Source organism: Promicromonospora citrea, assembly GCF_013004695.1.
In the GTDB taxonomy this organism is placed as follows: domain Bacteria; phylum Actinomycetota; class Actinomycetes; order Actinomycetales; family Cellulomonadaceae; genus Promicromonospora; species Promicromonospora citrea.
This window is the reverse complement of sequence record NZ_JABEMG010000082.1, coordinates 1-22041: the sequence shown is the minus strand read 5'-3', so window position 1 is coordinate 22041 and position 22041 is coordinate 1. Positions and strand designations below refer to the sequence as shown.

The window sequence follows — 22041 nt, the reverse complement described above, 5'->3', positions numbered from 1 at the left end:
GCGCCGGGCGTTGGCCGTGCGGGCGCGGCCCGCCGCCACGCCGAGACCCGCGGGCAGCACGACCTCGAGGCGGCGCCCGCCGACCTCGACGACCACGCGCTCCGCGAGGACCTCCTCCTCGGCCTCGGGAGCCGGGGCGGGCGCGGCGGGCGCGAGCGCCTTGAGCTGGTCGGCGAACTCCGTCTCGATCCAGCGGGTGTGCACGCGGAACGGCGTGCCGTCGGTCGGCACGAACGCGTCCGACTCGAGCACGGCGCGGTGGAACGGCAGCACGGTGGGGATGCCCTCGACGACGAGCTCGCGCAGCGCGCGGCGCGCCCGCTCGACGGCCTCGGTGCGCGTGGCGCCCGTGACGATGAGCTTGGCGATCATCGAGTCGAACGCGCCGGAGACGGTGTCGCCGGCGACGACGCCGGAGTCGACGCGGACGCCCGGGCCGGACGGCCAGCTCAGGGTGTTCAGCCGGCCGGGCGCGGGCAGGAAGTTCGCCGCCGGGTCCTCGCCGTTGATGCGGAACTCGATCGAGTGCCCGCGCACCACGGGGGACTCGTAGCCCAGTGCCTCGCCCGCCGCGATCCGCAGCTGCTCGCGCACCAGGTCGATGCCCGTGACCTCCTCGGTCACGGGGTGCTCGACCTGCAGACGCGTGTTCACCTCGAGGAACGAGATGGTGCCGTCGGCGCCCACGAGGAACTCGCACGTCCCCGCCCCGACGTACCCGGCCTCGCGCAGGATCGCCTCCGACGCGGTGTAGAGGGCCTTCTCCTGGTCCGGCGTGAGGAACGGCGCGGGCGCCTCCTCGACGAGCTTCTGGTGGCGACGCTGCAGCGAGCAGTCGCGGGTCGACACCACGACGACGTTGCCGTGCGTGTCGGCCAGGCACTGGGTCTCGACGTGCCGCGGCTTGTCCAGGTAGCGCTCCACGAAGCACTCGCCGCGGCCGAACGCCGCCGTCGCCTCGCGGACCGCCGAGTCGAACAGCTCGTCGATCTCGTCGATCGTGCGCGCGACCTTGAGCCCGCGGCCGCCGCCGCCGAACGCCGCCTTGATGGCGATGGGCAGGCCGTGCTCCTCGGCGAACGCGCGCACCTGGGCGGCGTCGGCGACCGGGTCCGGCGTGCCGGGCACGAGCGGCGCGCCCGCGCGCTGCGCGATGTGCCGCGCGCTCACCTTGTCGCCCAGCGCCTCGATCGCCGACGGCGGCGGGCCGATCCACACCAGCCCGGCGTCGATGACGGCCTGCGCGAACTCCGCGTTCTCGGACAGGAACCCGTAGCCCGGGTGCACGGCGTCGGCCCCCGAGCGGCGTGCGACGTCGAGCAGCTTGGCCGGGTCGAGGTAGGTGTCCGCCGCGCGGGCGCCGCCGAGTGCGAACGCCTCGTCGGCGAGGCGCACGTGCAGGGCCTCGCGGTCCTGGTCGGCATAGACGGCGACGGAAAGCAGCCCCGCGTCGGCACATCCACGGGCCACGCGCACGGCGATCTCACCACGGTTGGCGATGAGCACCTTCGAGATGGTTCGGGGCAGGCTGGAACTGGGCACGGCTCACGGTAACCCGGCCGTACCGGGCCCCAGTACCGCCTCGGCGCACCCGGCGGAAAGTCTGGAGACCAGACCAACCCCGGCACGCGCCGTTTGGAGGATTCGGACATGGCGTCGCCCCTGGGTCGACCGCTGAGGCGGGTCCGCTTGTCGGTATCGGGTAAAGCGGCCGACCTGACGGACGGTCCGTTTCGAGAACGACCTGGGGGACCGTCCCGGCCCCGGAAACGTCCCGCAGGTCGTTCTGGAAGCGGACCCCGAGGGGGTGATCCGGGTCACTCCCGACGGGTCCGCGTTTTCTCTGTCTCCGCGGGCCGGTTCTCGTTACTGTGGCGCGGTGCCACGCCTGGTCCTCGCCTCACAGTCTCCCGCCCGACTCGCCACGCTGCGGTCCGCCGGAGTGACCCCTGACGTCATCGTGTCCGGCGTGGACGAGGACAAGGTCCTCGCGGACGCCGCCGACCGGTTCGGCGACCTCGACCCCGCCGACGCCGTGCTCGTCCTCGCGCAGGCCAAGGCGGAGGAGGTCGCGTCGCGCCTCGAGGAGGCCTGGACCGAGGACGCCGACGCGCCCGCCGACGTGATCGTCGTCGGCTGCGACTCCATGCTCGAGATCGGCGGCGAGGTGGTCGGCAAGCCCGCCGACGCCGCGGCCGCCCGCGAGCGCTGGCGCGGCATGCGGGGCACCAAGGGCGTGCTGCACACCGGGCACTGGGTGGTGGACCTGCGCGACGACGCAGCGGGCGGCACCGGTGGCACGCTCGGCTCGACCAGCTCGACCACGGTCTGGTTCGCCGACATCGACGACGACGAGATCGACGCCTACGTCGCGACCGAGGAGCCCCTGCACGTCGCGGGCGCCTTCACGATCGACGGGCTCGGCGGCCCGTACGTCGAGCGCATCGAGGGCGACCACCACGGCGTGGTCGGGATCAGCCTGCCGCTGCTGCGCGATCTCCTGGCCGACCTGAACGTCCCGTGGCGTGCCCTGCGCCCGGCCGCTTCCTCGGCCGCGTCGGACAGCCCGGCCGAGCCGGCCGACCGCTGAGCCCGTACGCGGCCGGACCCGCACCTCAGGTGCGCACACCCGGCCGTGCCGGTGTGCCCAGCTCGATCGCCTCGTCCCGCCCGAGGGGTTGCCCCGCGACCCAGCCGAACCGGCGGAGCCGTTCCGCGACGTCGCGGCCGACTCCTCCGGGCCGCTCGTTCTCCGAGGCGGCGAAGCGCAGCACCACGACCCGGTCGGTGCCGACCAGCGCGTTCTGCCTGCGGGCGTCCCGGGCCAGGGCACCGGGGCGCCCGTGCACCTCGATCCCGTCGATCTCGACAACCAGCCAGCGCCCGCCCGGCAGCCGGTAGACGAGGTCGGCCCGGGCGAGGAAGACGCCGTCGCGGAACAGGTTGACCTGTTGGCCGTCCGGCGGCACACCGTGATCGAGGCACGACAAGCGCGCGAAGGTCTCGGCGGCCGACTCGTCGCGCTCGTCGGCCAGTCCGAACCAGGTATGACGGTCTCGGGAGCCACGCCTGCCGCGGAGGAGGTCGTGCACGTGCTCCAGGCCGGTGCGGTCGAGGTATCCCTCGTGCAGGGCGCTGCTCAGCACAGCGACGCCCTGCTCGCGCGTCAGCGTGGGCAGGGCCTGGGCCAGCGCGTGGTCGAACCGTGCGGCGAGCCGGCCGCGGAGGAGCTGTGTCGGGAACGGTGCGTACTGCCGCACCACGATGCCGCCCCGGCCAGGCGCACCCAGACCCCCGGGGAGGGCGACCTCGGCGTCGAACCGACGGGGCAGGCCCGCGACGCCGTAGAGGGCAAGGGCACAGCTGCCGGTGGACACGGCGTCGTCGTACGCGAGCAGGGCGGTCCAGGCGATCCGGCGGCGGACATGATCGTGGAAGTCGGGCCGCCGGCGGCGCTCCACCGGCGCGGGGTCGGTGTCGTAGACACCGCGCACCACCCGCTGCCACCGACCCTGGGCAACGAGCCGGGACACGCGCCGCTTGTCGATCCCGGCAGCGTCGCACTGGGCCTTGCTGACGAGGCCCTCCTGCCCGGCGGCGTCGAGGAGGAGGGCGTGGGGGATCCGGATCAGCGGTCGCATGCACCGATCAGACCCGACGCCGGACGGTCCCACCAGCCCCGAGACCCGGCCCTGTGCACATCCCCCCGCCCCGGCTCCCTGTGGAGATCTCTCGACCCCGCGGACCACCACGGTGGTCCCCTTCGAGAACGACCTGCGGGACGCTTTCGCGGCCAGAAGTGTCCCGCAGGTCGTTCTCGAGGATCGCTCGGTGAGCGGCGGCCGGCGACGTCAGGACAGCGCCTCGCGGAGGGTGTCCAGGCCCACCGAGCCCAGGTTCAGCGCCGTGGCGTGGAACGCCTTGATGTCGAAGTCCTCGCCGCGCGCCGTCGCGGCGGACCGGGCGGCGTCCCGCGTCTGCTCCCAGAGCCGCTGGCCCACCTTGTACGACGGCGCCTGCCCCGGCCAGCCCAGGTACCGGTTGAACTCGAACCGGACGAACTCCTCGGCCATGTTCACGTTGGCCAGCAGGAACGGCCAGCCCTTCTCGGCGGTCCAGGTGCCGCCGCCCCACTTCTCGGGGGCGGGCAGGCCGAGGTGCACGCCGATGTCGAACACCACCCGGGCGGCGCGCAGGCGCTGGGCGTCGAGCATGCCGAGGCGGTCGCCCGGGTCGTCCAGGTGGCCGAGGTCGGCCATGAGGCGCTCGGCGTAGAGCGCCCAGCCCTCGCCGTGGCCGGACACCCAGCAGGCCAGCCGGCGCCAGCTGTTCAGGGTGTCCCGGGCGAACACCGCCTGACCGCACTGGAGGTGGTGGCCGGGCACGCCCTCGTGGAACACGGTCGTCTTCTCGCGCCACGTGTTGAACTCCGTGACGCCCTCGGGCACGGCCCACCACATGCGCCCGGGGCGGGTCCAGTCGTCGCTCGGCGGGGTGTAGTAGATGCCGCCCGACTGCGTGGGCGCGATCATGCACTCGAGGTCCAGCACGGGCTCGGGGACGTCGAAGTGGGTGCCGTTCAACGCCGCGATCGCGGCGTCGGAGGTCTCCTGCATCCAGGCCTTGAGGGCGGCGGTGCCCTCGAGGCGGCGGGCGGGGTCGGCGTCGAGTGCGGCGACGGCCTGCTCGACCGTGGCGCCGTGGCCGGCGATCTGCGCGGCCACCTGCTCCTGCTCCGCGACGATCCGGTCGAGCTCCTCCAGGCCCCAGGCGTAGGTCTCGTCGAGGTCGACGGTCGCGCCGAGGAAGTACCGCGACCACAGCGCGTAGCGGTCACGGCCGACGGCGTCGGCCTCCGGGGCCTGCGGTGCCAGGTCGCGCTCCAGGAACTCCGCGAGCTTTCCGTAGGCGGCGCGGGCCGCGGTCGCCCCGTGCTCGAGCTCCTTGCGGACCAGGCTGCACGCGGCGGACTCGTCGAGCACGGCGTCGACGGCGGGGCCGCGTGTGAAGGAGGTGAAGAAGGAGTCCGGGCCGGCCAGCTCGCGTGCCTGGTCCACGCACTCGCGCACCTGGCGGATCGCGGCGACGTCGCCCTTCGCCGCCGCGGCGGCCAGCGACTCGACGTACCCGTCGACGGCGTCGGGCAGGGCGTTCAGGCGGGCCGCGATGTTCTCCCACGCCTCGACCGAGTCGGTCGCCATGATGTCGAACACGTCGCGCAGGCCCTGCACGGGGGACTCGATGTTGTTCAGGTTGCGCAGGTCCTCGCCGGCCTCGTGCAGCTCGAGATCGAGGCCGAGGCGCTCGCGCATCGCGGAGACCGTCACGCGGTCGACGTCGTCGGCGGGCTCGACGCCGTCCAGCGCGGTCAGCGTCTCGCGTGCGGCCTGGGCCAGCGCGTCGTGACCGGCGGGGGAGAGGTCGCCGATCTCGTGGTCGTGCCCGGGCAGACCCATGGCTGTGGCGGACAAGGGGGCGAGCTGGATGAGACGCTTGACGTAGTCGTCGGCGACGGCGTCGATCTGCGTCGGGGTGCGTACGGGGCTGGTCATGCCGACCGAGCCTACGTGCCCGGTCCGGCGGCTACGAGAAGTTAATCCCCCGTACGCGGCTTGTCGCGGCATCCCGCCTGCTGCGGACGGTACGATCGTCCCCGGCTTGAGCGTCCAGCTCGCCGACCCCGAGAAAGGGAAATGCATGAACGTTCGAGGCCGGAGTCTGCGCCACCGCGCGCTTCGCAAGATCGCCAGGACGGCCGACCGCTGGGCAGGGACCAGCGCGGCGCAGCAGAAGAAGCCCTCTGCCGCGTCGACCGCGCCGGCGTCCGCGAGCAAGCCGACGGTCGACGAGAAGGCCGTGACGCGTCTGCGCGGCTCGTACCGTCAGATGGCGGAGGTCGCGCTGGGCCTGGAGCCGGGCACCCTCCCGGAGAGCGAGGTCCGCGCCAAGCGCGAGTACGTCCACGCCGCCAAGAAGATGGCGGCCGACGCCGAGCTGGCGCGCCTGCTGCGCGCGGGCACCCCGCTGCCCGACGCGCTCGTCACGATGATCCGCGGGCGGTTCACCCGCAAGCTCAACTCCGAGGTGCTGGTCGGCGCGCGCGCCCTGTGCCACTCGCTGCACGACCAGCCCGAGACGCGCGTCGCCGGTGCGCTCGGCGGTGCGCTCGTCGCCCGCCACGCCGGCACGTACGACCTCGCCTGGGACCTGTTCACCGAGGTCCCGCGGGACGTCGTCGCGCGGAACGCGCCCGTCGAGTTCCTCCGCACGGCCGCCCAGGTGGGCGACCTGAGCATCGTCGACGAGACGGTGAAGTGGATCGACCAGGGCACGGTGCGCGGCGCCAGGAACCTCTTCCAGATGGCCTCGATCTACTTCGCGGTCAAGGAGTACGCCGCGGCGTCCCGCGCGATCGACGCCGCGCGCGAGGCCGGCGACGCCGACGAGGCGCTCACCCGGCGCATCGGGCTGCTCGCCGACTTCACGGAGCGCGCGACCACGCCGCGCACCGCGACCGTGCCCGAGGGCCGCGTGTCGTTCGGCGTCATCGACTACAAGCAGCCCGACGAGGGCACGACGTCCTCCAACGTGGGCGACTACGTGCAGACCATCGCGAGCCTCGGCCACCTGGTCCGGCACGCGGGCCTGCGCCTGCACGGCGACGACGAGCTCGTCGAGGTGGTCTCGGAGCTGCAGGGCCGGGTCCGTCCCGAGCTGCAGATCGACGGCCCCGGCGCCGACGTCCAGCTGATGACCCTGAACCGTGACTCGTCGAGCTTCGACGCCGTCCCGGAGAACACCTGGGCGATCGCGTTCGGCTGGTACATGCAGGACATCTTCGGCCTGGCCTACGACTTCCCGTTCCACCCGAACGTGAACCCGCTGTTCATCTCGTTCCACGTGAACCGGCCGAACATGCTCACGCCCGAGGCGATCGAGTACCTCAAGGCGCACGGCCCGATCGGCTGCCGCGACTGGAACACCGTCTACCTGCTCCTCGCGCGCGGCGTGCCGGCCTTCTTCTCCGGCTGCCTCACGACGACGATCAGCACGGTCTTCCCCGACACGGAGCGGCCCGTCCCGGCCGACGGCCCGACGGCGTACGTCGACACCGCCGCGCCGACCGAGGACGCCGTCCAGATCACGCAGATGCACGAGGACGTCCGCTGGACCTCGATGGGCCCGAACGTCCGCGAGGCGCTGGACCTGCTGGAGAGCTACCGCACGGAGTTCGGCCAGGTCGTCACCTCGCGCCTGCACTGCTACCTGCCGTCGTGGTCCATCGGCGCGAACGTGAAGTTCACGCCGAAGAACCGGGCCGACGTCCGGTTCGCCGGCCTCCTCGACGCGGACGAGAACGACCTGGACGCGATGCGGGAGCGCATCCGTCGCCTGCTCGCGCCGGCGATGGCCCTCGTGCTGCGCGGCGCCTCGCGCGAGGAGGTCTACGCCGAGTGGCGCAAGACCGTCGCGCCGGAGGTCGCCCTGGCCGAGCAGCGGTACGCCGCGCCGGGAACCCGCCTGACGGCGTCCTTCGACGTCGACGAGGCCTGCCGGACGGCGCGCGCCTCGCGCGTCGTGCGACCCGCCACGGCCCCGCGCCCGGCCGGCGACGTGGTCAACGTCGCGGTCGCGCTCGACGGCAACCTCAAGCAGGAGATGGAGATCGTCATCGGCGGCCTGGTCCAGCACTCGGACCGTCCGCTGCACGTCGTGGCGCTCACGCGCGACCACACGACCGAGGACCACGACCGGCTCGCGGGCCTGTTCCCCGAGGTCGAGTTCGAGTGGATCGCCTGCGACGACATCGACTACGGGCCGGTGCTGGGCATGCTCAAGCACATCACCGTCTCGACGATGGACCGCCTGCTCCTGCCGGAGCTGCTGCCGGACCTCGACCGCGTGGTCTACCACGACATCGACGCGCTGACCGTCAAGGACATCGCGACGCTCCACGACGTCGAGCTCGATGGTTCGCCGCTCGCCGCCCGCCCGTCCGTGGGCCACGGCGTGCGCAGCGGTCTCGGCAACATCCTCAAGCAGGGCCGCCGCCTCACGGAGGAGCCCACCGTCGCCAACGAGTTCTTCCGGGTCATGTACCAGCGGCACCCGAACGACTTCGACGGCTTCAACGCGGGCATCCTGGTGATGGACCTCGCGCAGATGCGCCAGGAGCACTTCACCGCGGACTACGTGGCGTACGTCGAGACCTACGGTCTCAACGACCAGGAGATCCTCAACTGCTACGCCGGCTCCCGGTACCGGAAGCTCGACCCGGTCTGGAACAACTGGCCGACCCAGGAGACGGTGACCGACCCGAGCATCGTCCACTGGGCGGGCTGGCTGAAGCCGTGGAACAAGGACCTCTACGTCAAGTCCCGCGACCTGTGGGACAAGGGCGAGGCGTTCGTCGCGTCACGTCGCGCCGCTGCGTGACATGACCGACGCGCTGTCCACGGACGAGGCCCTGCACCAGGAGGTGCAGGGCCTCGCCCGCACTCTGCGGGGCCGCCGCAGGCCGTCCGTACCGGACGTCATCGGCACCCTCATCCGCGTCCGGGACTCGGGCGACGCGGCGCTGGCCACCGAGCTCGCGGAGGCGGCATCGGCCCGCTTCCCCGACCGGGCCCGCGTGCTGCTGGCTTGCGCGGGCGCGCTGGAGGCGTCGGGGCAGGCCGCCTCCGCCGTCACTCACCTGCGCCGGGCCCTCGCGCTCGACGACCTGCAGGACCGCAGGACGGCCCAGCGCCGCCTCGCGCGTGCGCTGGTCGCCGCCGGTGCGCCCACCGGCGAGGTGGACGCGGCGTACGCCGACCTCCTGCGGTCCGAGCCGACGTCGTGGGCCGTGCTGTCCGAGTGGCGAGCGGTCGGGCGCGGGCCGGACGACGTGCCCCTCGCCGAGCGGCTGTCCGCGCTCCAGACGGCAACGGACACCCCGATCCCGGTCGTGCTGCACGAGCTGCTCCGCGGCCCGGACGGGGCAGCGGCGCGCGCCGCGCACGCCGACGCCGTCGCGGCCTTCCTGGCCGGGGACGACGCGCAGGCGTGCGCCCGGGTGCACGCGGCCTGGACGGCGCTCGCCCCGGTCCCGGAGGCGGACGCCGACCGGGTGGTGACGCTGCCGAACGGCATCAAGGAGCTCTTCTTCCTGGCGACGCCGCCCCGCACGCTCACGCCCGAGGCAGCGCTCGCCGAGGGCGTGTCGCTGGACCCGGGCGCCGTCGCCTGGTGGCGCGAGGAGTTTCTGCGGCCGGACGTGCCGCAGCCCGACGACCGCGTGTTCGTGACGCAGGCCCAGCGGCGCGCCGTCGACGCCGACGACCCGCACCTCGCGCACCAGACGCGTGCGGTCCGTGACCGGCAGCTCGTGCTGCGGGACCCGCTCACGGGCGTGCCCTGCGCCCCGTTCGACGCCGTCGTCGCGTTCGGCAAGGCCGTGTACTCGTTCGGCGACGGCGAGCTCGCGCTGCTGCTGTGCCTCGGCGCCGGCCACCGCGCGGCCTACGTCTACCTGCCCGGGCGAGGGCTGCTGCTCGACCTCGGCGCGACCTACGCCCGCCCGATCCTCCCGGCCCACCGCCTGGCGAACCTGTCACGGGACCTCCTGCAGCGCGTGGCCACGTACCGCGAGCGCTACGCCGCCGCGGTGGCGACCCGGCCGGACCCTGCCGCGCGGCGCACGGTCGTGCTGCAGATGACCATCCCGGAGAATTTCGCCCACCACGTCTGGAACTTCCATCCGGGGGTCGAGCGCCTCGTCGACCTCGGGATCGCGGGGAACGTCGCGGAGGTGCGCACGGCGGGGACGGAGTTCTTCGGGCCGTTCCCCGACCTGTTCCCCGAGCTCGCGGGGGCCCGGGTCGTCGACGAGCCGCGGCGCGGCGTGCGCGACCCGTACCCGTTCTCGCACGAGCACCTCGTCGTCGCCGTCGGCGGATACCTCGTCCGGCGCTCGCTGGTCGAACGGATCAGGGACCGGGTCGCCCGGGCCGAGCCCGCACCGGGGTTCCGGCAGCCGCCGTCGGCGGGCGGACCGCCGCTGACCGGGCCCGTCGTCTGGGTCGGGCTGCGGGTGCGCAGCCGGGCCTGGGTCGACCAGGAGCACGAGGTCGCCCGGTTCGCCGACGCGATCCACCGGCGCTACCCCGGCGCGACGGTGCTGCTCGACGGGTACTCCTACCCCGTCGGCCGCGACGAGGTGTCCGCGCAGTGGCAGGAGAGCATCGACGAGCTGCACGCCGTGGCGCGCGCGATCCGGGCCGCCGCGCGGCACGGGGACCAGGTGGTCGACCTCGTGGGCAGCACCCTGCGGGAGGCGGTGCTGTGGGCCGCCGTCACCGACGTGTACGTGGCGCCGAACGGCACCAGCCAGCACAAGGTGGGCTGGTTCAGCGACGCCCCCGGCGTGGTGTACGCGCCGCCGTCGCTGGGCGACCTCCCGCCCGACGAGCGGCCCGGCGCGCGGGAGGCGGAAGGGCGCCCCGTGCCCGTGACGCTCCTCGGCGAGCCGGTGGGTGAGGGCGAGCGCCGCGGCCGGAACGACGTCCGCCCTCACCTGGAGAACCTGCGGATCGACCGGGGTCAGCTGCTCGCGACGGTGTGCGAGCTGCTCGACGCCCGGCTCGCGGCGACCTCGTCGACCAGCTCGCGCCACGAGTCCCTGTACCGGCGCGGCGAGAAGCTCTTCGTGACCCGCTTGGCGCCGCGGCTCAGCCTGCGGGCCAGCCGGTCGTCCTCGAGCACCTGAACGAGGCGGTCCGCGAGGGCCCGGACGGCGTCCTGGGGCACGAGGAAGCCGTTCTCGCCGTCGAGGATCACCTCGGCCGGTCCGTAGTTGCAGTCGTACGCGACGACGGGCGTGCCCACCGACATCGCCTCGGTGAGGGTGAGCGGCAGGCCCTCGTGGAGGGACGTCATGGCGGCGACGCGCGACCCGGCGAACGCGTGCAGCGCCTGCCCGGTCGCGCCGTGGAAGCGCACGACGCCGTCGAGGCCGAGCTCCGTGGTGAGCTTCGCGAGCGGCTCCGCCTCGGTGCCGTGCCCGTAGACGTCGAGGACCGCGTCGGGGACCCGCTCGTGCACGAGCGCGAAGGCCTGCAGCAGGTGGTCGAGCTGCTTCTGCGGCGCCAGCCGGCCCACGAACGCCACCGACCGCCGGTCGCGCCGCACCCCGCGGACCCGCGGCCGCGGGGCGGCGTGCCGGAGCACCCGCAGCGGCGGCAGGTCGGGGTAGCGCGCCTGGAGGTCCGTGCGCTGCCGCTCGGTGAGGCAGACCATGACGTCGACGTTCGTCGTGTCGGAGAAGAAGCCCTCCCAGTGCGGCTTCGTCGGCGCGCTCGCGTCGTAGGGTGCGGCGAAGTGCGAGTTGTGCAGCACGGACACGCCGTGCACGCGCGGGTGACGCATGCGGCGCAGGGCGCGCTGCCACACGTTCTCGCCGTCCGCGAAGACGACGAGGTGCTCCGCGGCCGCGAACGTGGCGTCCAGCCAGCGGGCGATCACGCCGGCGTAGTCGCCGACCTCCTCGTCGCGGAGCCGCAGCCGGGCCTCGCCCGCGCCCACGTGCCCCTCGACCTCCGCCTCGAGCCAGACGGCGCGTCCGTCGACGACGAGCTCGCGCCGCCGGCCCCCGCCGCCCGCGCGCAGGTGGTCGATCGCGATGAGCTCTCCGTGGGCGAAGGCCCACAGCGACTCCCTGGTGCCGTCCTCGCGCAGCACGACGATCTGCCGCGTCGCGTCCGACGTGTCGTGCAGCTCGATGGTGCGCAGCGTGCCGTCCACCAGCGTGCGGACCTGCCGCGCGCCGTCGACGGTCCGCGTGCGCCGCTGCACGCCGGGCCCGTCGGGCACGCGCGGCAGCACGATCGGGTCCAGCTCCCCGGCGCGCTCCCGGTCGATGGCGTCGGGGCCGTCGCGCCACAGGACGAGCAGGCGCACCTCCGGGCGCAGCAGGCCGTGCTCGCGGACCCAGTCGCCGTCGTCGTCGAGGAGGCCCGTCACGACCAGCGTGGTGCGGTAGCCGAGCTCGGCGTAGAGGTTGGCCCGGGCCAGGACGGCGCGCGTGCCACCGGCGATGCGGTGGCCGAGCGACCGGACGAACAGGACGACGTCGATGTCCCCGGGGCGGGGCGTCGTGGTCATGACCGCAGGCTCCAGCGCCACGCGTCGGCGTTGTGCCGTCCCGCGCGCCCGCCGAAGCTCTTCGCCGTCGCGGGGGCGTTGCCCCGCAGCGACCGGGCCCGGTTGGTCCACTCGTCGAGCGGCGCGGCGTCCTCGGGCTCCGGGCCGCCCGCCGCGACGGCGGCGAGGCCGGCGACCAGCGCGGCGACCTCGACGTCGTCCGGGCGCCCCCGGACCACGCGCACCTGCGGGCTCATTCGTCGTCCTCCTCGTAGAGACCGAAACCGGGCGCCTCGCCGCGCGAGGCGGCCCACTCGGCGATGTCGTACCCGCCGTCGGTGAGCGCCGTCGCCACGGACTCCCCGGCCGCGTCGAGCAGGTCGATCACGCCGTCGAGCGACGCGTCCCCGCCCTCCCGGGCCGCGACGACGAACCCCAGGTAGAACGCCTCTGCGTCCTCCGGCGTGGGCTCGTCGACGTCGTCCGGCTCCGCGCCGTCCTCGGGCTCCCACACCGACGACGTGAGGTCGGGGTGCATGCCGAGCGCGCCGTGCAACGTGTCGAACAGCGCGGCGTTGAGGTGCCCCACCTTCGACTCCAGGGCCAGCACGCGTGGGTCCTCGTCCGCCTCGGCGGCGCCGAACTCGGCACGGACGCCCACGGCGGTACCGACGTACTCGTGCAGGGCAGCCGCCAGCGCGTCGACCGCGCGGTGCATGGGCTCCGCGTCGACGCGGCCCATCGGCGCGGGGCCGTGGGTGGCGTCCTCGTGGCTCATCTGGTTCGTCCTCCGGTCCTCCCGCCGGTCAGAGCGGGATGTTGCCGTGCTTCTTCGGAGGAAGCGTAGATCGCTTCGTGCGCAGGGCGCGCAGGGCGCGCACGACCTGCACCCGGGTCTCCGACGGGCGGATCACCGCGTCGACGTACCCGCGCTCGGCGGCGTCCCACGGGTTCACGATCGCGTCCTCGTACTCGGCGGTCAGCCGCGCGCGCTCCGCCTCGACGTCGCCGCCCGCCTCCGCGACCGACCTGAGGGCGCCGCGCTGCAGGATGTTCACGGCGCCGCTCGCGCCCATCACGGCGATCTGGGCGGTCGGCCAGGCGAGGTTGACGTCGGCGCCGAGCTGCTTGGAGCCCATGACGATGTACGCGCCGCCGTACGCCTTGCGCGTGATGATCGTGACGAGCGGCACCGTCGCCTCGGCGTACGCGTAGATGAGCTTCGCGCCGCGGCGGATGATGCCCTGGTGCTCCTGGCCGACGCCCGGCAGGAAGCCCGGCACGTCCACGAAGGTCAGCACGGGGATGTTGAACGCGTCGCACGTGCGCACGAACCGCGCGGCCTTCTCCGCCGCGTCGATGTCGAGCGTGCCGGCCATGGACTGCGGCTGGTTGGCGATGATGCCGACCGACTGGCCCTCCACGTGCCCGAACCCGGTCAGCACGTTGGTGGCGAACAGGGGCTGCACCTCGAGGAACGACTCCGGGTCCAGCACCGCCTCGACGGCCTCGCGCATGTCGTAGGGCTGGTTGTCGCTGTCGGGGATCAGCTCGTCGAGCGCCTCGTCCTCCGGCGTCACCTCGAGCACGGTGTCGCCCTCCGGCGGGTAGGCCGGGGCGTCCGACAGGTTGTTCTGCGGCAGGTAGCTGACGAGGTGGCGCACGTAGTCGAGCGCGTCGTCCTCGTCGCTGCCCATGTAGTGGGCGACGCCGGAGCGCGTGTTGTGCGTGCGGGCGCCACCCAGCGTCTCGAAGTCGACGTCCTCGCCCGTGACGGTCCGGATCACGTCGGGGCCTGTGATGAACATGTTGGACGTCTGGTCCGCCATGACGATGAAGTCCGTCAGGGCGGGGGAGTAGACCGCGCCGCCCGCGCTCGGGCCGAGGATGAGCGAGATCTGCGGGATCACGCCCGACGCCGCCACGTTGCGGCGGAACATCTCCGCGAACTGCGTGAGGGCCGCGACGCCCTCCTGGATGCGCGCGCCGCCGCCGTCGCTGATGCCGATGAGCGGCACGCCCGTGCGCAGCGCGAGGTCCTGCACCTTGGTGATCTTCTGGCCGTGCACCTCGCCGAGGCTCCCGCCGAACACCGTGAAGTCCTGCGAGTAGACGCAGACCTGGCGGCCGTCGATCGTGCCGTACCCGGTGACGACGCCGTCACCCGCGATCCGCTTCTTGTCGAGCCCGAAGTTGCGGCTGCGGTGCTTGGCCAGGGCGTCGAGCTCGGTGAACGAGCCCTCGTCCAGGAGCGCCTCGATGCGCTCGCGGGCGGTCTTCTTGCCCCGCTTGTGCTGCTTCTCGCGGGCCGTCTCCTCGGGGACGTCGACGGCGGCGGCCCGGCGGGCGTCGAGGTCGTCGAGCTTCGCGCGCGTGCCGGAGAGAGTCGTGGTGGCGTCGTTCACACCCCGAGCCTAGTTGTCGGATGCCTCCGGCTCGATGCGTGAGTGTCCAGCGGGTCGGGCCGCCGGGTTGTGGGGATCCTCCAAGGGCGGCGGCACGGTCCAGGGTCCAGGATGGGGCTGTGCACCCCTCACTGTCCCTCGACCGCCTCAGCGTCCCCGGGTACGGCCGGGTCGAGGTGGTCGAGACCTCGCCGTCCACGAACGCGGAGCTCGTCGCGGCGGTCCGCGACGACCCCGCCGCGTGGCCCGCGCCGTCGGCCCTCGTGGCGGAGCACCAGACCGCGGGACGCGGCCGCGCGGGCCGCACGTGGGAGACGCCCGCGCGGGCCGGGCTCACCGTGTCCGTCGTGCTGCGCCCGGCCGTGCCCGTCGGCTCGCTGGGCTGGCTCCCGCTCCTCGCGGGTCTCGCGGTCGTGCGCGCCGTCTCCGGCGACGGGGTCGACGGCGGGGTGAGCGCGGTCGTGAAGTGGCCCAACGACGTGCTCCTGCCCGCCGACGACGCTGTCGCGGGGCTGGGCCGGTACCGCAAGGTGGCGGGCGTCCTGGCCGAGGTCGTCCCGGGGGAGCCCGATGGCGGTCCCGCCGCCGTGGTGCTCGGCATCGGGCTCAACGTGGCGCAGTCGGCCGCCGAGCTGCCCGTGCCCACCGCGACGTCGCTCGCGCTCGCGGGCCATCCGCGGCCCGACCGCACGGACGTGCTGGTGCGGCTGCTCGGCGAGGTGCACGCCGTCATGCGCCGCTGGGAGCAGGCGGGCGGCGACGTCGGGGCGGCCGGACTGCGCGACGAGTACGCGGCGGTGTCGGCGACGCTCGGCACGCGGGTGCGCGCGGAGCTCGCGGGCGACGCCGGGGTGCTCGAGGGCCTGGCGGTAGGGCTGGGCGCCTCCGGCGCGCTGGTCGTCCGCGAGGAGTCGGGGCGGGAGCGCGCCGTGACCGCGGGCGACGTCTGGCACCTGCGCTGAGCGGCACCCGCCCGTGCCTGCACCGGGCGGCCGGGTGACTCCCGGGTGAATCGCGCGGAACTCCCTGCCGCAGTTGGGGTGGCCTGCGGTAATGTCCGCCGCAGCGACACAGGACAGGCAACGGAGCCTCTGACGGGAGCGGTCAGGAGATGTCGATGGACGCAGGCCGGGCGACGCTGGGCGTGGCCAAGGCGGTGGTGTGCGCCGCGGCGATCGTCACGGTGTACCTGATCAGCACGGTCCGGCTGGACCGCGGGTTCGTGCAGAGCGAGGGGACGCCGACCACGGGGCTCATCGCCGCCGTCGTCGCCTGGCTCATGGTGGTCTGGGTGCTGCTGTACCGGGACGACGGGCGCCGCGGCGTGCAGCTCGGGCTGTGGACCGTCGTCACGGTGGTCGGCATGCTGCTCGTGCTCACGGGCATCCCGCTCGTGCTCACGCTCGTCGACTGAGCCCGGCCTGGCTAGGCGGGTTGGCACGCCCGCCTACAGTGGTGACGTGCTCCACAACTCCGAGACCGACTCCGGGACCCCGCCGGTCCACCACCACGACGCCCCCGGGGCCGACACCGCCGCACGCCTCGACGAGACGCTGCTGGGCGGCGCCCGGCGGTACACGCTCTCCCAGGTGCTGGAGCTCACCGGTCTCGACAAGCAGTTCGTGACCCGGTACTGGCGCTGGATCGGCCTGCCGGTCACGCACCCGACCGAGACCTGGTTCACGGACGCCGACGTCGACGCCCTCAAGGACGCGGCGGAGCTGTTCCAGGCCGAGCAGATGGACGAGCGCGCGCAGATGACGTTCGTCCGCTCGGTGGGGCACACCGCGGACCGGCTGGCGCTCTGGCAGGTCGAGGCCCTGGTCGAGCACCTCGTGCGCCGGTACGACCTCGACGAGACCTCCGCCCGGCTGCTCGCCCTCGACCGCCTGCCCGAGATGACCGAGACCCTGCTGGGTCAGCTCGAGCACGCCTGGCGGCGTCAGCTCGCGGCGCTCACCGGACGCATGGCCATCGAGTTCGCGGGCTCGCGGAGCGACGCGCGCAACGACAGCCACCAGCTCCCGCTCGTGCGCGGCGTCGGGTTCGCGGACATCGTCTCCTTCACCAAGCGGACGGCGGGTCTCGGCTCGGAGGAGCTCGCCGAGTTCGTGCAGCGGTTCGAGGCGGGCGCGCGCGACATCATCGTCAACGCGGGCGGGCGCGTGGTGAAGACCATCGGTGACGCCGTCCTCTTCGTCACCGACGACCTCGAGACGGGGGCGGAGGTGGCCCTCGGCCTGGCCGAGACCTCGGGAGAGGCCCTCGGCACGGCGGCCCCGGGCGACCCCGAGATCCCGGTGCGCGTCGGGCTGGTCTGGGGGCGCGTGCTGTCGCGGTTCGGCGACATCTTCGGCCCCACCGTGAACCTGGCCTCGCGCCTCACGGAGCAGGCCGACCCGTCGACCGTGCTGGTCGACACGGAGACGGCCGCCCAGCTCGCCGCCAGCCCGCGGTACGCCCTCACGGCGCAGCCGGCCCGCGAGGTGCCCGGCATCGGCTCGCTCGCGCCGGTGCGGCTGCAGCGCGCCTACCAGGGCTGACCTGTCCGGGCACGGGTCGCCCGGTCAGCTCCGCAAGGTCCGCATCGCCCCCGGAAGGAGCCGCAGCTGCGCGCGGCGCTCCGCGCCGAAGGTCCGCCGGTCGCCGGACGACCAGTGCCGGTCGAAGAGGCGCTTCGCGGCGGCCACGGCCTCGGGCCGGTGCTCGGCGATCCGGCCGGCCAGCTCGAACGCCTCCTCGCGCGGCGCCTCGGCGACGGTCCCGGCCAGACCGAGCCGCGCGGCGTCGGCCCCCGTGACCTCCTCCGCGGTCAGGGTGAGGCGCTTGGCCGTCTCGATGCCGACGAGCTGGGTCAGCGCCCGGATCCCCGCCATGTCCGGGACGAGGCCGCGCGCGACCTCCTTGACCGACCAGCGCGCGTCCGGCGCGGTCACGCGGAGGTCCGCGGCCAGGGCGATCTGCACGCCGGCCCCGATCACGTGACCGTGGACGGCGGCCACCACCGGGACGGGCAGGCGCCGCCACGCCCAGCACGCCTCCTGGAACAGGTTGGTGCCGCGCGGCGACGGCACGAACGCGCGCGCGACCGTGCCGGGCGTGCGGGCGGCCGACGCCAGGTCGAGGCCCGCGCAGAACGACCGTCCGTTCCCGGACACGACCACGGCCCGGAGCCCGGGCTCACGCCGCAGCGCGCGCGCCGTGGTTCGCAGCGCGTGCAGCATGCCGAGCGACAGGGCGTTCAGCTTGTCGGGCCGGTCGAGGCGGACGTCGGCGATCCCGTCCGTGACGGTGCAGGTGACGTGGCGCCCGGACGGCGCGGCCGAGGGGGCGGTGCTGGCGGTCATGGGCGCAGCCTATGCAGGACGCGGGCCGGGCTGACGCGGGCTGGACGGCATCGAGGCGCCTGTCCGCCGTGTGACACGATGCGGGCGTGCTGAAAGTCGTTCTCTTCGATCTCGACGACACGCTCGTGGACCAGGAAAGCGCCGCGCGGGCGGCCCTGCTGGACTGGGCGCTCGAGCTGGGGCTGGACCTCGACGACCAGGACGAGCTTCTCGCGGCGTGGCTCGCCGTCTCCGAGGAGGCCTACGCGCGGTACTCCCGGCGGGAGATCACCTTCGCCGAGCAGCGCCGCGTCCGCGTGCGCGAGTTCCTGGGCGCCGACGCGTCCGACGAGGAGGCCGACGAGCTGTTCAGCGGCTATCTCACGCGCTACGAGCAGGCCTGGCGCGCCTTCGACGACGCCGTGCCCACGCTGCGCCGCGTGCGAGACGCCGGGCTCGTGACCGCGCTGCTCACCAACGGCGACGGCGTCTACCAGCACCGCAAGCTGGACCGGACGGGGCTCGCCGCGCACCTCGACGTCGTCGTCGCCTCCGGTGACCTCCCCGCGGGCAAGCCCGACCCGCGGGCGTTCGCCGCGGCGTGCGAGATCCTCGGCGTCGCGCCGGACTCGGTGCTCATGGTCGGCAACGACGTCGTCAAGGACTACCAGGGCTCGCTCGACGCCGGGATGCGTGCCGTGCTGCTCGACCGCGCGGGACTGCACCCGGAGGTGGAGCACCGCGTCGCGGGCCTGGCGGAGCTGGACCTCCGGGGCTAGCGGGGGCGCGGGTCCTGCGCCCGTGCCTGCATCTCGTCCTCCAGGACCGCCTCCAGCTCACCAGGGCTGGGCAGCGCGGAGCGTTCGCGGGGAGTCAGCCCCTCGTAGAGCGCGACGGCCACGGGCGAGGCGGTGCCGGCGAGGGCGAAGTCGAGGGTCACCTCGTTGCGTTCGGTGCAGAGCAGGATGCCGACCGTCTTCGCATGGATCGCAGGGTCGCGGAGCGTGCCGTCGACCATCGCGACGTAGGTGCCGATCTGGCCGATGTGCGCGGGCTGGAACTTGCCGACCTTGAGCTCGACGACGACGTAGCGCAGCTGGGTGACGTGGAAGAACAGCAGGTCCACGAAGAACTCGTCGCCGCCGACCTCGATCCGGTGCTGGCGCCCGACGAAGGCCATGCCACGACCGAGCTCCAGGAGGGTGTCCTGGATCCGGTCGGTGAGCGCCTGCTCGCGGTCGCGTTCCGCGCGGTGTCGGCCGGGATCCAGGTGCTCGAAGACGTACCGGTCCTTGACGGCCTGCCGCGCGAGGTCGGAGTCCGGCACGTCCAGCGTCGCGGAGAAGTTGGACGGCGCCGAACCCAGCCGCCTCTTCAGGTCCGTCCCGATCTCGAACTCGAGGCTCGCCCGGGACCAGCCGCCTTCGGCGGCCATGGCGGCGTACCAGTCCCGGTCTTCAGGGGTGTCGAGCTTGTCGAGAATGACCATGAGGTGACCCCAGGGCAATTGTGCAGCAGCTTGCTGCACAAAGTCAGCCTCGACAGGCCACGCCTGTGCAAGCTTGCGCATGTAGGTGAGGCTGCGCACCGACCAACCTCGCTGGCCAGGAAACTCTCGCCGCATGTCTGCGGAGATCCTGTCGACGACCTTCGCCCCCCAGCCGGCTTCCCGTTGGCGGTCGAGGATGGCGTGCCCGACCGTCCAGTAGAGCCGGAGCACCTCGGTGTTGGCGGCACGGACGGCCCGCACCTGTGTGGTGCGGACGCGCTGCTTGAGTTCGGCGATGAACTCGGCGTAGCCGTGCGGCGCCGAGGACGGCCCGATGTCGATTGTCACCGAGCAAGCGTCTAGAGATCTGGCATCAAGCGCGCTTCACAACTCGGATACGCGGACGCTCACACCCGCACCGGCTTCGGGTCCCGCGGCTCCGGGTCCTCCTCGATCAGCTCCGGGCCGTCGTTCTGCACCGAGCCGACGGCGTCGCGCACCGGGCGGGTGGTCAGCCGGGTGGGCTCGACCTCGAGCAGCTCGGACGCGTCGGTCACCGCCGGGTCGAGCCACGCGTCCCACGCGCTGCGGGGCAGCACGAGCGGCATGCGGTCGTGGATCGCCGTCATGCTCTCGGCGGCGGGCCGGGTGACCACCGTGGTCGACACCAGCCACCGGTCGGGGTCGGTCTCGCTCGCGGCCGGGTTCCGCCAGAACTCGTAGAGGCCGGCCAGGGCGGCGACGTCCTGCTCGGCGGGGTGGATCCAGTAGGGCTGCTTGGCGATCTTCTTCGAGCCCGGGGCGGCCGGCCCGAGCTTGCGCCACTCGTAGTACCCGTCGGCGAGCACCAGGCAGCGGCGGGCCGCGAACGGCTTGGCGAACGCGGGCTTGTCGAGCAGCGTCTCGGACCGGGCGTTGATCATGCGGGCGCCCACGCCGGGATCCTTCGCCCAGGACGGCACGAGACCCCAGCGCGCGACACGCATCGATCGCGTGACGGCGCCGGAGTCACGGGAGGCGCGCTCCACGACGATCCGCACCGGGTCGGTGGGGGCCACGTTCCACGACGGCGGCAGGAGCCGCGCGTCCTCGGCGATCTCCGCGATCGCGAGCTCGTCGGTGAGGTCCTGGTCCTTCGTGAAGGAGGCGAAGCGTCCGCACATGGGTCAAGCATGCCCCGAGCCACCGACACTCGCGGCGGCCCGGGCGGGGCGCTCGGAGAGCGAGATCACACGGCGTCGTCGCTTCCCTCGATCGTATCGATTCGATAGCATCGTCCGCATGCCATCCGCTGCGCCGTCGGGCGTCTCCTCAGCCATGCCCGCACGCCGCACCTCCTCCCGGTCGACGGTCAAGTGGGTGCTCATGCTCGGCGCCCTCTCCGCGCTGCCCGCCTTCACCGTGGACATGTACCTGCCCGCGCTGCCGCAGGTCGCCGTCGACCTGGGCTCGACAGAGGCGCTGGCCCAGCTCACGGTGTCGTGCATGCTGATCGGCGGCGGCGTCGGCCAGCTCGTCATCGGCCCGCTGTCCGACCGGTTCGGGCGTCGCGCGCCGCTGCTGGTGGGGCTCACGCTGCACGTCGTCATCTCGCTGCTGTGCGCGGTCGTGACGAGCATGCCCGTGCTCATCGGCCTGCGGCTCGCGCAGGGCTTCTTCAACGCCGCGGCCGGCGTGGCGTCCGTCGCCGTGGTGCGCGACCGGTTCGTCGGTGCGGAGGCCGCGCGCGTCCTCTCGCGTCTCATGCTCGTCATCGGCGTCGCGCCGATGTTCGCCCCCACGCTCGGCACGTTCGTGCTCGCCCACGGCTCGTGGCGCTGGGTGTTCGCGGTGCTCGCGGCGATGGGGGCCGCCCTGGTGGCCGTCGTGCTCCTCAAGATGCCGGAGACGCACCCGCCGCGCAGCCGGCTCACCGGCGGCGTGCGCGCCGTCGCCGGCGGGTACGGCCGCCTGCTGCGGGACAGGCACTTCCTCGCGCTGGCCGTGATCCCGGGCCTCGGCTTCGGTGTGCTGATGAGCTACGTGGTGGGCTCGCCGATCATCTTCCAGCAGGAGTTCGGGCTGAGCGAGAACCAGTTCGCTCTGCTGTTCGCGGTCAACGGCGTGGGGCTCGTGCTGTCCGCCCAGGTCAACGCGGCCCTGGTCCGCCGGGTCGCACCCGTGCGCCTGCTCCGGTTCGGGGTGGTGGCGCAGGCGGTGCTCGTCGTGGTGCTCCTCGTGGTGGTGCTCACCGGTGCGGGCGGCCTCCCCGGACTGCTCGTCGCCCTGTGGGGCGTGCTCGCCTTCCAGGGCCTCGTTCCCGCCAACGCCTCGGCCATGGCGCTGTCGCGGCACGGCGAGATCGCGGGGACGGCCGCCGCGATGATCGGCGCCATCCAGTCGCTCGTGGCCGGGTCGGTGAGCTCGCTCGGCGGGTTCCTCGGCGGCGACGCCACGGCGATGGCCCTGGTGATGCTCGCCGCCGTGGTGCTGGCGATCGGCGTCCTGGCGACCGCGACGCCCGCGTTCCGCCGCGGGGGCTGGCACATGCCGGTCTGAGAGTTCACCCGGCCGTCGCGCCCGGTTCACCGGGACGTCCGGTGCGCCCGGTTGGCTCGCTCCCATGAGCACACCCCTGCGCACCCGCGTCGCGCGCGTGGTCGCCGCCACCGCGGCGGCGGCGCTGCTGCTGCCCGCGGCGACCGCCGTCGCCGGGCCGCGG

General features: G+C 73.6%; 17 protein-coding genes. 7 read left to right on the top strand and 10 right to left on the bottom strand.

What is annotated here, in order from left to right; translation table 11 throughout:
* The coding region (locus HLB15_RS15565) for an acetyl-CoA carboxylase biotin carboxylase subunit (RefSeq protein ID WP_376699405.1) at positions 1-1542 on the bottom strand (1542 nt) is incomplete at its 3' end.
* 337 nt (positions 1543-1879) lie between these two features.
* On the opposite strand from HLB15_RS15565, the gene HLB15_RS15560 reads away from it, so the two are divergent.
* A complete protein-coding gene (locus HLB15_RS15560) occupies positions 1880-2590 on the top strand; it encodes a Maf family protein (protein ID WP_171106678.1) in 711 nt (236 codons plus the stop codon).
* A 25-nt stretch (positions 2591-2615) separates the two neighbouring features.
* Here HLB15_RS15560 and HLB15_RS15555 read toward each other — a convergent pair whose 3' ends face one another.
* A complete protein-coding gene (locus tag HLB15_RS15555) occupies positions 2616-3641 on the bottom strand; it encodes a type IV toxin-antitoxin system AbiEi family antitoxin domain-containing protein (protein ID WP_171106677.1) in 1026 nt (341 codons plus the stop codon).
* A gap of 210 nt (positions 3642-3851) precedes the next feature.
* Complete coding sequence (locus tag HLB15_RS15550) at positions 3852-5552, bottom strand: DUF885 domain-containing protein (protein WP_171106676.1); 1701 nt, start codon at positions 5550-5552, stop codon at positions 3852-3854.
* Between the two features lie 145 nt (positions 5553-5697).
* Between HLB15_RS15550 and HLB15_RS15545 the strand changes: the two genes are divergently transcribed.
* A complete protein-coding gene (locus HLB15_RS15545) occupies positions 5698-8436 on the top strand; it encodes a glycosyltransferase (RefSeq protein ID WP_171106675.1) in 2739 nt (912 codons plus the stop codon).
* Between the two features lie 2145 nt (positions 8437-10581).
* Here the strand turns inward: HLB15_RS15545 and HLB15_RS15540 are convergent.
* The 4 genes from HLB15_RS15540 to HLB15_RS15525 are packed head-to-tail and all read right to left on the bottom strand — an operon-like array spanning position 10582 to position 14525.
* The gene (locus HLB15_RS15540; protein ID WP_171106674.1) at positions 10582-12141 is read right to left on the bottom strand and encodes a glycosyltransferase; all 1560 of its coding nucleotides are present in this window, start codon (positions 12139-12141) and stop codon (positions 10582-10584) included.
* Positions 12138-12377, bottom strand: coding sequence for an acyl-CoA carboxylase epsilon subunit (locus HLB15_RS15535; protein WP_171106673.1), 240 nt, complete (start codon positions 12375-12377; stop codon positions 12138-12140). The genes HLB15_RS15540 and HLB15_RS15535 overlap by 4 nt, the downstream gene beginning before the upstream one ends.
* The gene (locus HLB15_RS15530; protein ID WP_171106672.1) at positions 12374-12898 is read right to left on the bottom strand and encodes a hypothetical protein; all 525 of its coding nucleotides are present in this window, start codon (positions 12896-12898) and stop codon (positions 12374-12376) included. The genes HLB15_RS15535 and HLB15_RS15530 overlap by 4 nt, the downstream gene beginning before the upstream one ends.
* 28 nt (positions 12899-12926) lie before the next feature.
* Positions 12927-14525 (bottom strand): acyl-CoA carboxylase subunit beta, encoded by a 1599-nt coding sequence (locus HLB15_RS15525; protein ID WP_171106671.1) that lies wholly within the window; start codon positions 14523-14525, stop codon positions 12927-12929.
* A gap of 119 nt (positions 14526-14644) precedes the next feature.
* Here HLB15_RS15525 and HLB15_RS15520 point away from each other — a divergent pair, with 119 nt between their 5' ends.
* The 3 genes from HLB15_RS15520 (at position 14645) to HLB15_RS24860 (ending at position 17068) form a co-directional block, all read left to right on the top strand.
* Positions 14645-15487 (top strand): biotin--[acetyl-CoA-carboxylase] ligase, encoded by an 843-nt coding sequence (locus tag HLB15_RS15520; RefSeq protein WP_229785331.1) that lies wholly within the window; start codon positions 14645-14647, stop codon positions 15485-15487.
* Positions 15488-15642: 155 nt separating this feature from the next.
* Entirely contained in the window at positions 15643-15939 is a 297-nt protein-coding gene (locus tag HLB15_RS15515) for a hypothetical protein (RefSeq protein WP_171106669.1), read from the top strand.
* 46 nt (positions 15940-15985) lie between these two features.
* Positions 15986-17068 carry an adenylate/guanylate cyclase domain-containing protein gene (locus HLB15_RS24860; RefSeq protein ID WP_171106668.1) on the top strand — a complete coding sequence of 361 codons (1083 nt, stop codon included), beginning with the start codon at positions 15986-15988 and terminating at the stop codon, positions 17066-17068.
* A 24-nt stretch (positions 17069-17092) separates the two neighbouring features.
* On the opposite strand, the gene HLB15_RS15505 is transcribed toward HLB15_RS24860, so the two are convergent.
* Positions 17093-17872, bottom strand: coding sequence for a crotonase/enoyl-CoA hydratase family protein (locus HLB15_RS15505; RefSeq protein ID WP_171106667.1), 780 nt, complete (start codon positions 17870-17872; stop codon positions 17093-17095).
* Between the two features lie 86 nt (positions 17873-17958).
* Between HLB15_RS15505 and HLB15_RS15500 the strand changes: the two genes are divergently transcribed.
* A complete protein-coding gene (locus HLB15_RS15500; protein WP_171106666.1) occupies positions 17959-18630 on the top strand; it encodes an HAD family hydrolase in 672 nt (223 codons plus the stop codon).
* Here HLB15_RS15500 and HLB15_RS15495 read toward each other — a convergent pair.
* Entirely contained in the window at positions 18627-19688 is a 1062-nt protein-coding gene (locus HLB15_RS15495; RefSeq protein ID WP_171106665.1) for a PDDEXK nuclease domain-containing protein, read from the bottom strand. The two genes, HLB15_RS15500 and HLB15_RS15495, sit on opposite strands and share 4 nt — an antisense overlap.
* A gap of 59 nt (positions 19689-19747) precedes the next feature.
* Positions 19748-20503 (bottom strand): SOS response-associated peptidase, encoded by a 756-nt coding sequence (locus HLB15_RS15490; protein WP_171106664.1) that lies wholly within the window; start codon positions 20501-20503, stop codon positions 19748-19750.
* Between the two features lie 118 nt (positions 20504-20621).
* Between HLB15_RS15490 and HLB15_RS15485 the strand changes: the two genes are divergently transcribed.
* On the top strand, positions 20622-21878 hold the full coding sequence (locus tag HLB15_RS15485; protein WP_308424932.1) for a multidrug effflux MFS transporter: 1257 nt from the start codon (positions 20622-20624) through the stop codon (positions 21876-21878).
* Positions 21879-22041: the final 163 nt, after the last annotated feature.

Bases quoted from the DNA above. Each gene is read 5' to 3' on its own strand.
- HLB15_RS15505 (WP_171106667.1), bottom strand. From the start codon at position 17,872: ATGACCGCCAGCACCGCCCCCTCGGCCGCGCCGTCCGGGCGCCACGTC.
- HLB15_RS15485 (WP_308424932.1), top strand. From the start codon at position 20,622: ATGCCATCCGCTGCGCCGTCGGGCGTCTCCTCAGCCATGCCCGCACGC.
- HLB15_RS15535 (WP_171106673.1), bottom strand. From the start codon at position 12,377: ATGAGCCCGCAGGTGCGCGTGGTCCGGGGGCGCCCGGACGACGTCGAG.
- HLB15_RS15550 (WP_171106676.1), bottom strand. From the start codon at position 5,552: ATGACCAGCCCCGTACGCACCCCGACGCAGATCGACGCCGTCGCCGAC.
- HLB15_RS15490 (WP_171106664.1), bottom strand. From the start codon at position 20,503: ATGTGCGGACGCTTCGCCTCCTTCACGAAGGACCAGGACCTCACCGAC.
- HLB15_RS15530 (WP_171106672.1), bottom strand. From the start codon at position 12,898: ATGAGCCACGAGGACGCCACCCACGGCCCCGCGCCGATGGGCCGCGTC.
- HLB15_RS15555 (WP_171106677.1), bottom strand. From the start codon at position 3,641: ATGCGACCGCTGATCCGGATCCCCCACGCCCTCCTCCTCGACGCCGCC.
- HLB15_RS15540 (WP_171106674.1), bottom strand. From the start codon at position 12,141: ATGACCACGACGCCCCGCCCCGGGGACATCGACGTCGTCCTGTTCGTC.
- HLB15_RS15545 (WP_171106675.1), top strand. From the start codon at position 5,698: ATGAACGTTCGAGGCCGGAGTCTGCGCCACCGCGCGCTTCGCAAGATC.
- HLB15_RS15515 (WP_171106669.1), top strand. From the start codon at position 15,643: ATGGACGCAGGCCGGGCGACGCTGGGCGTGGCCAAGGCGGTGGTGTGC.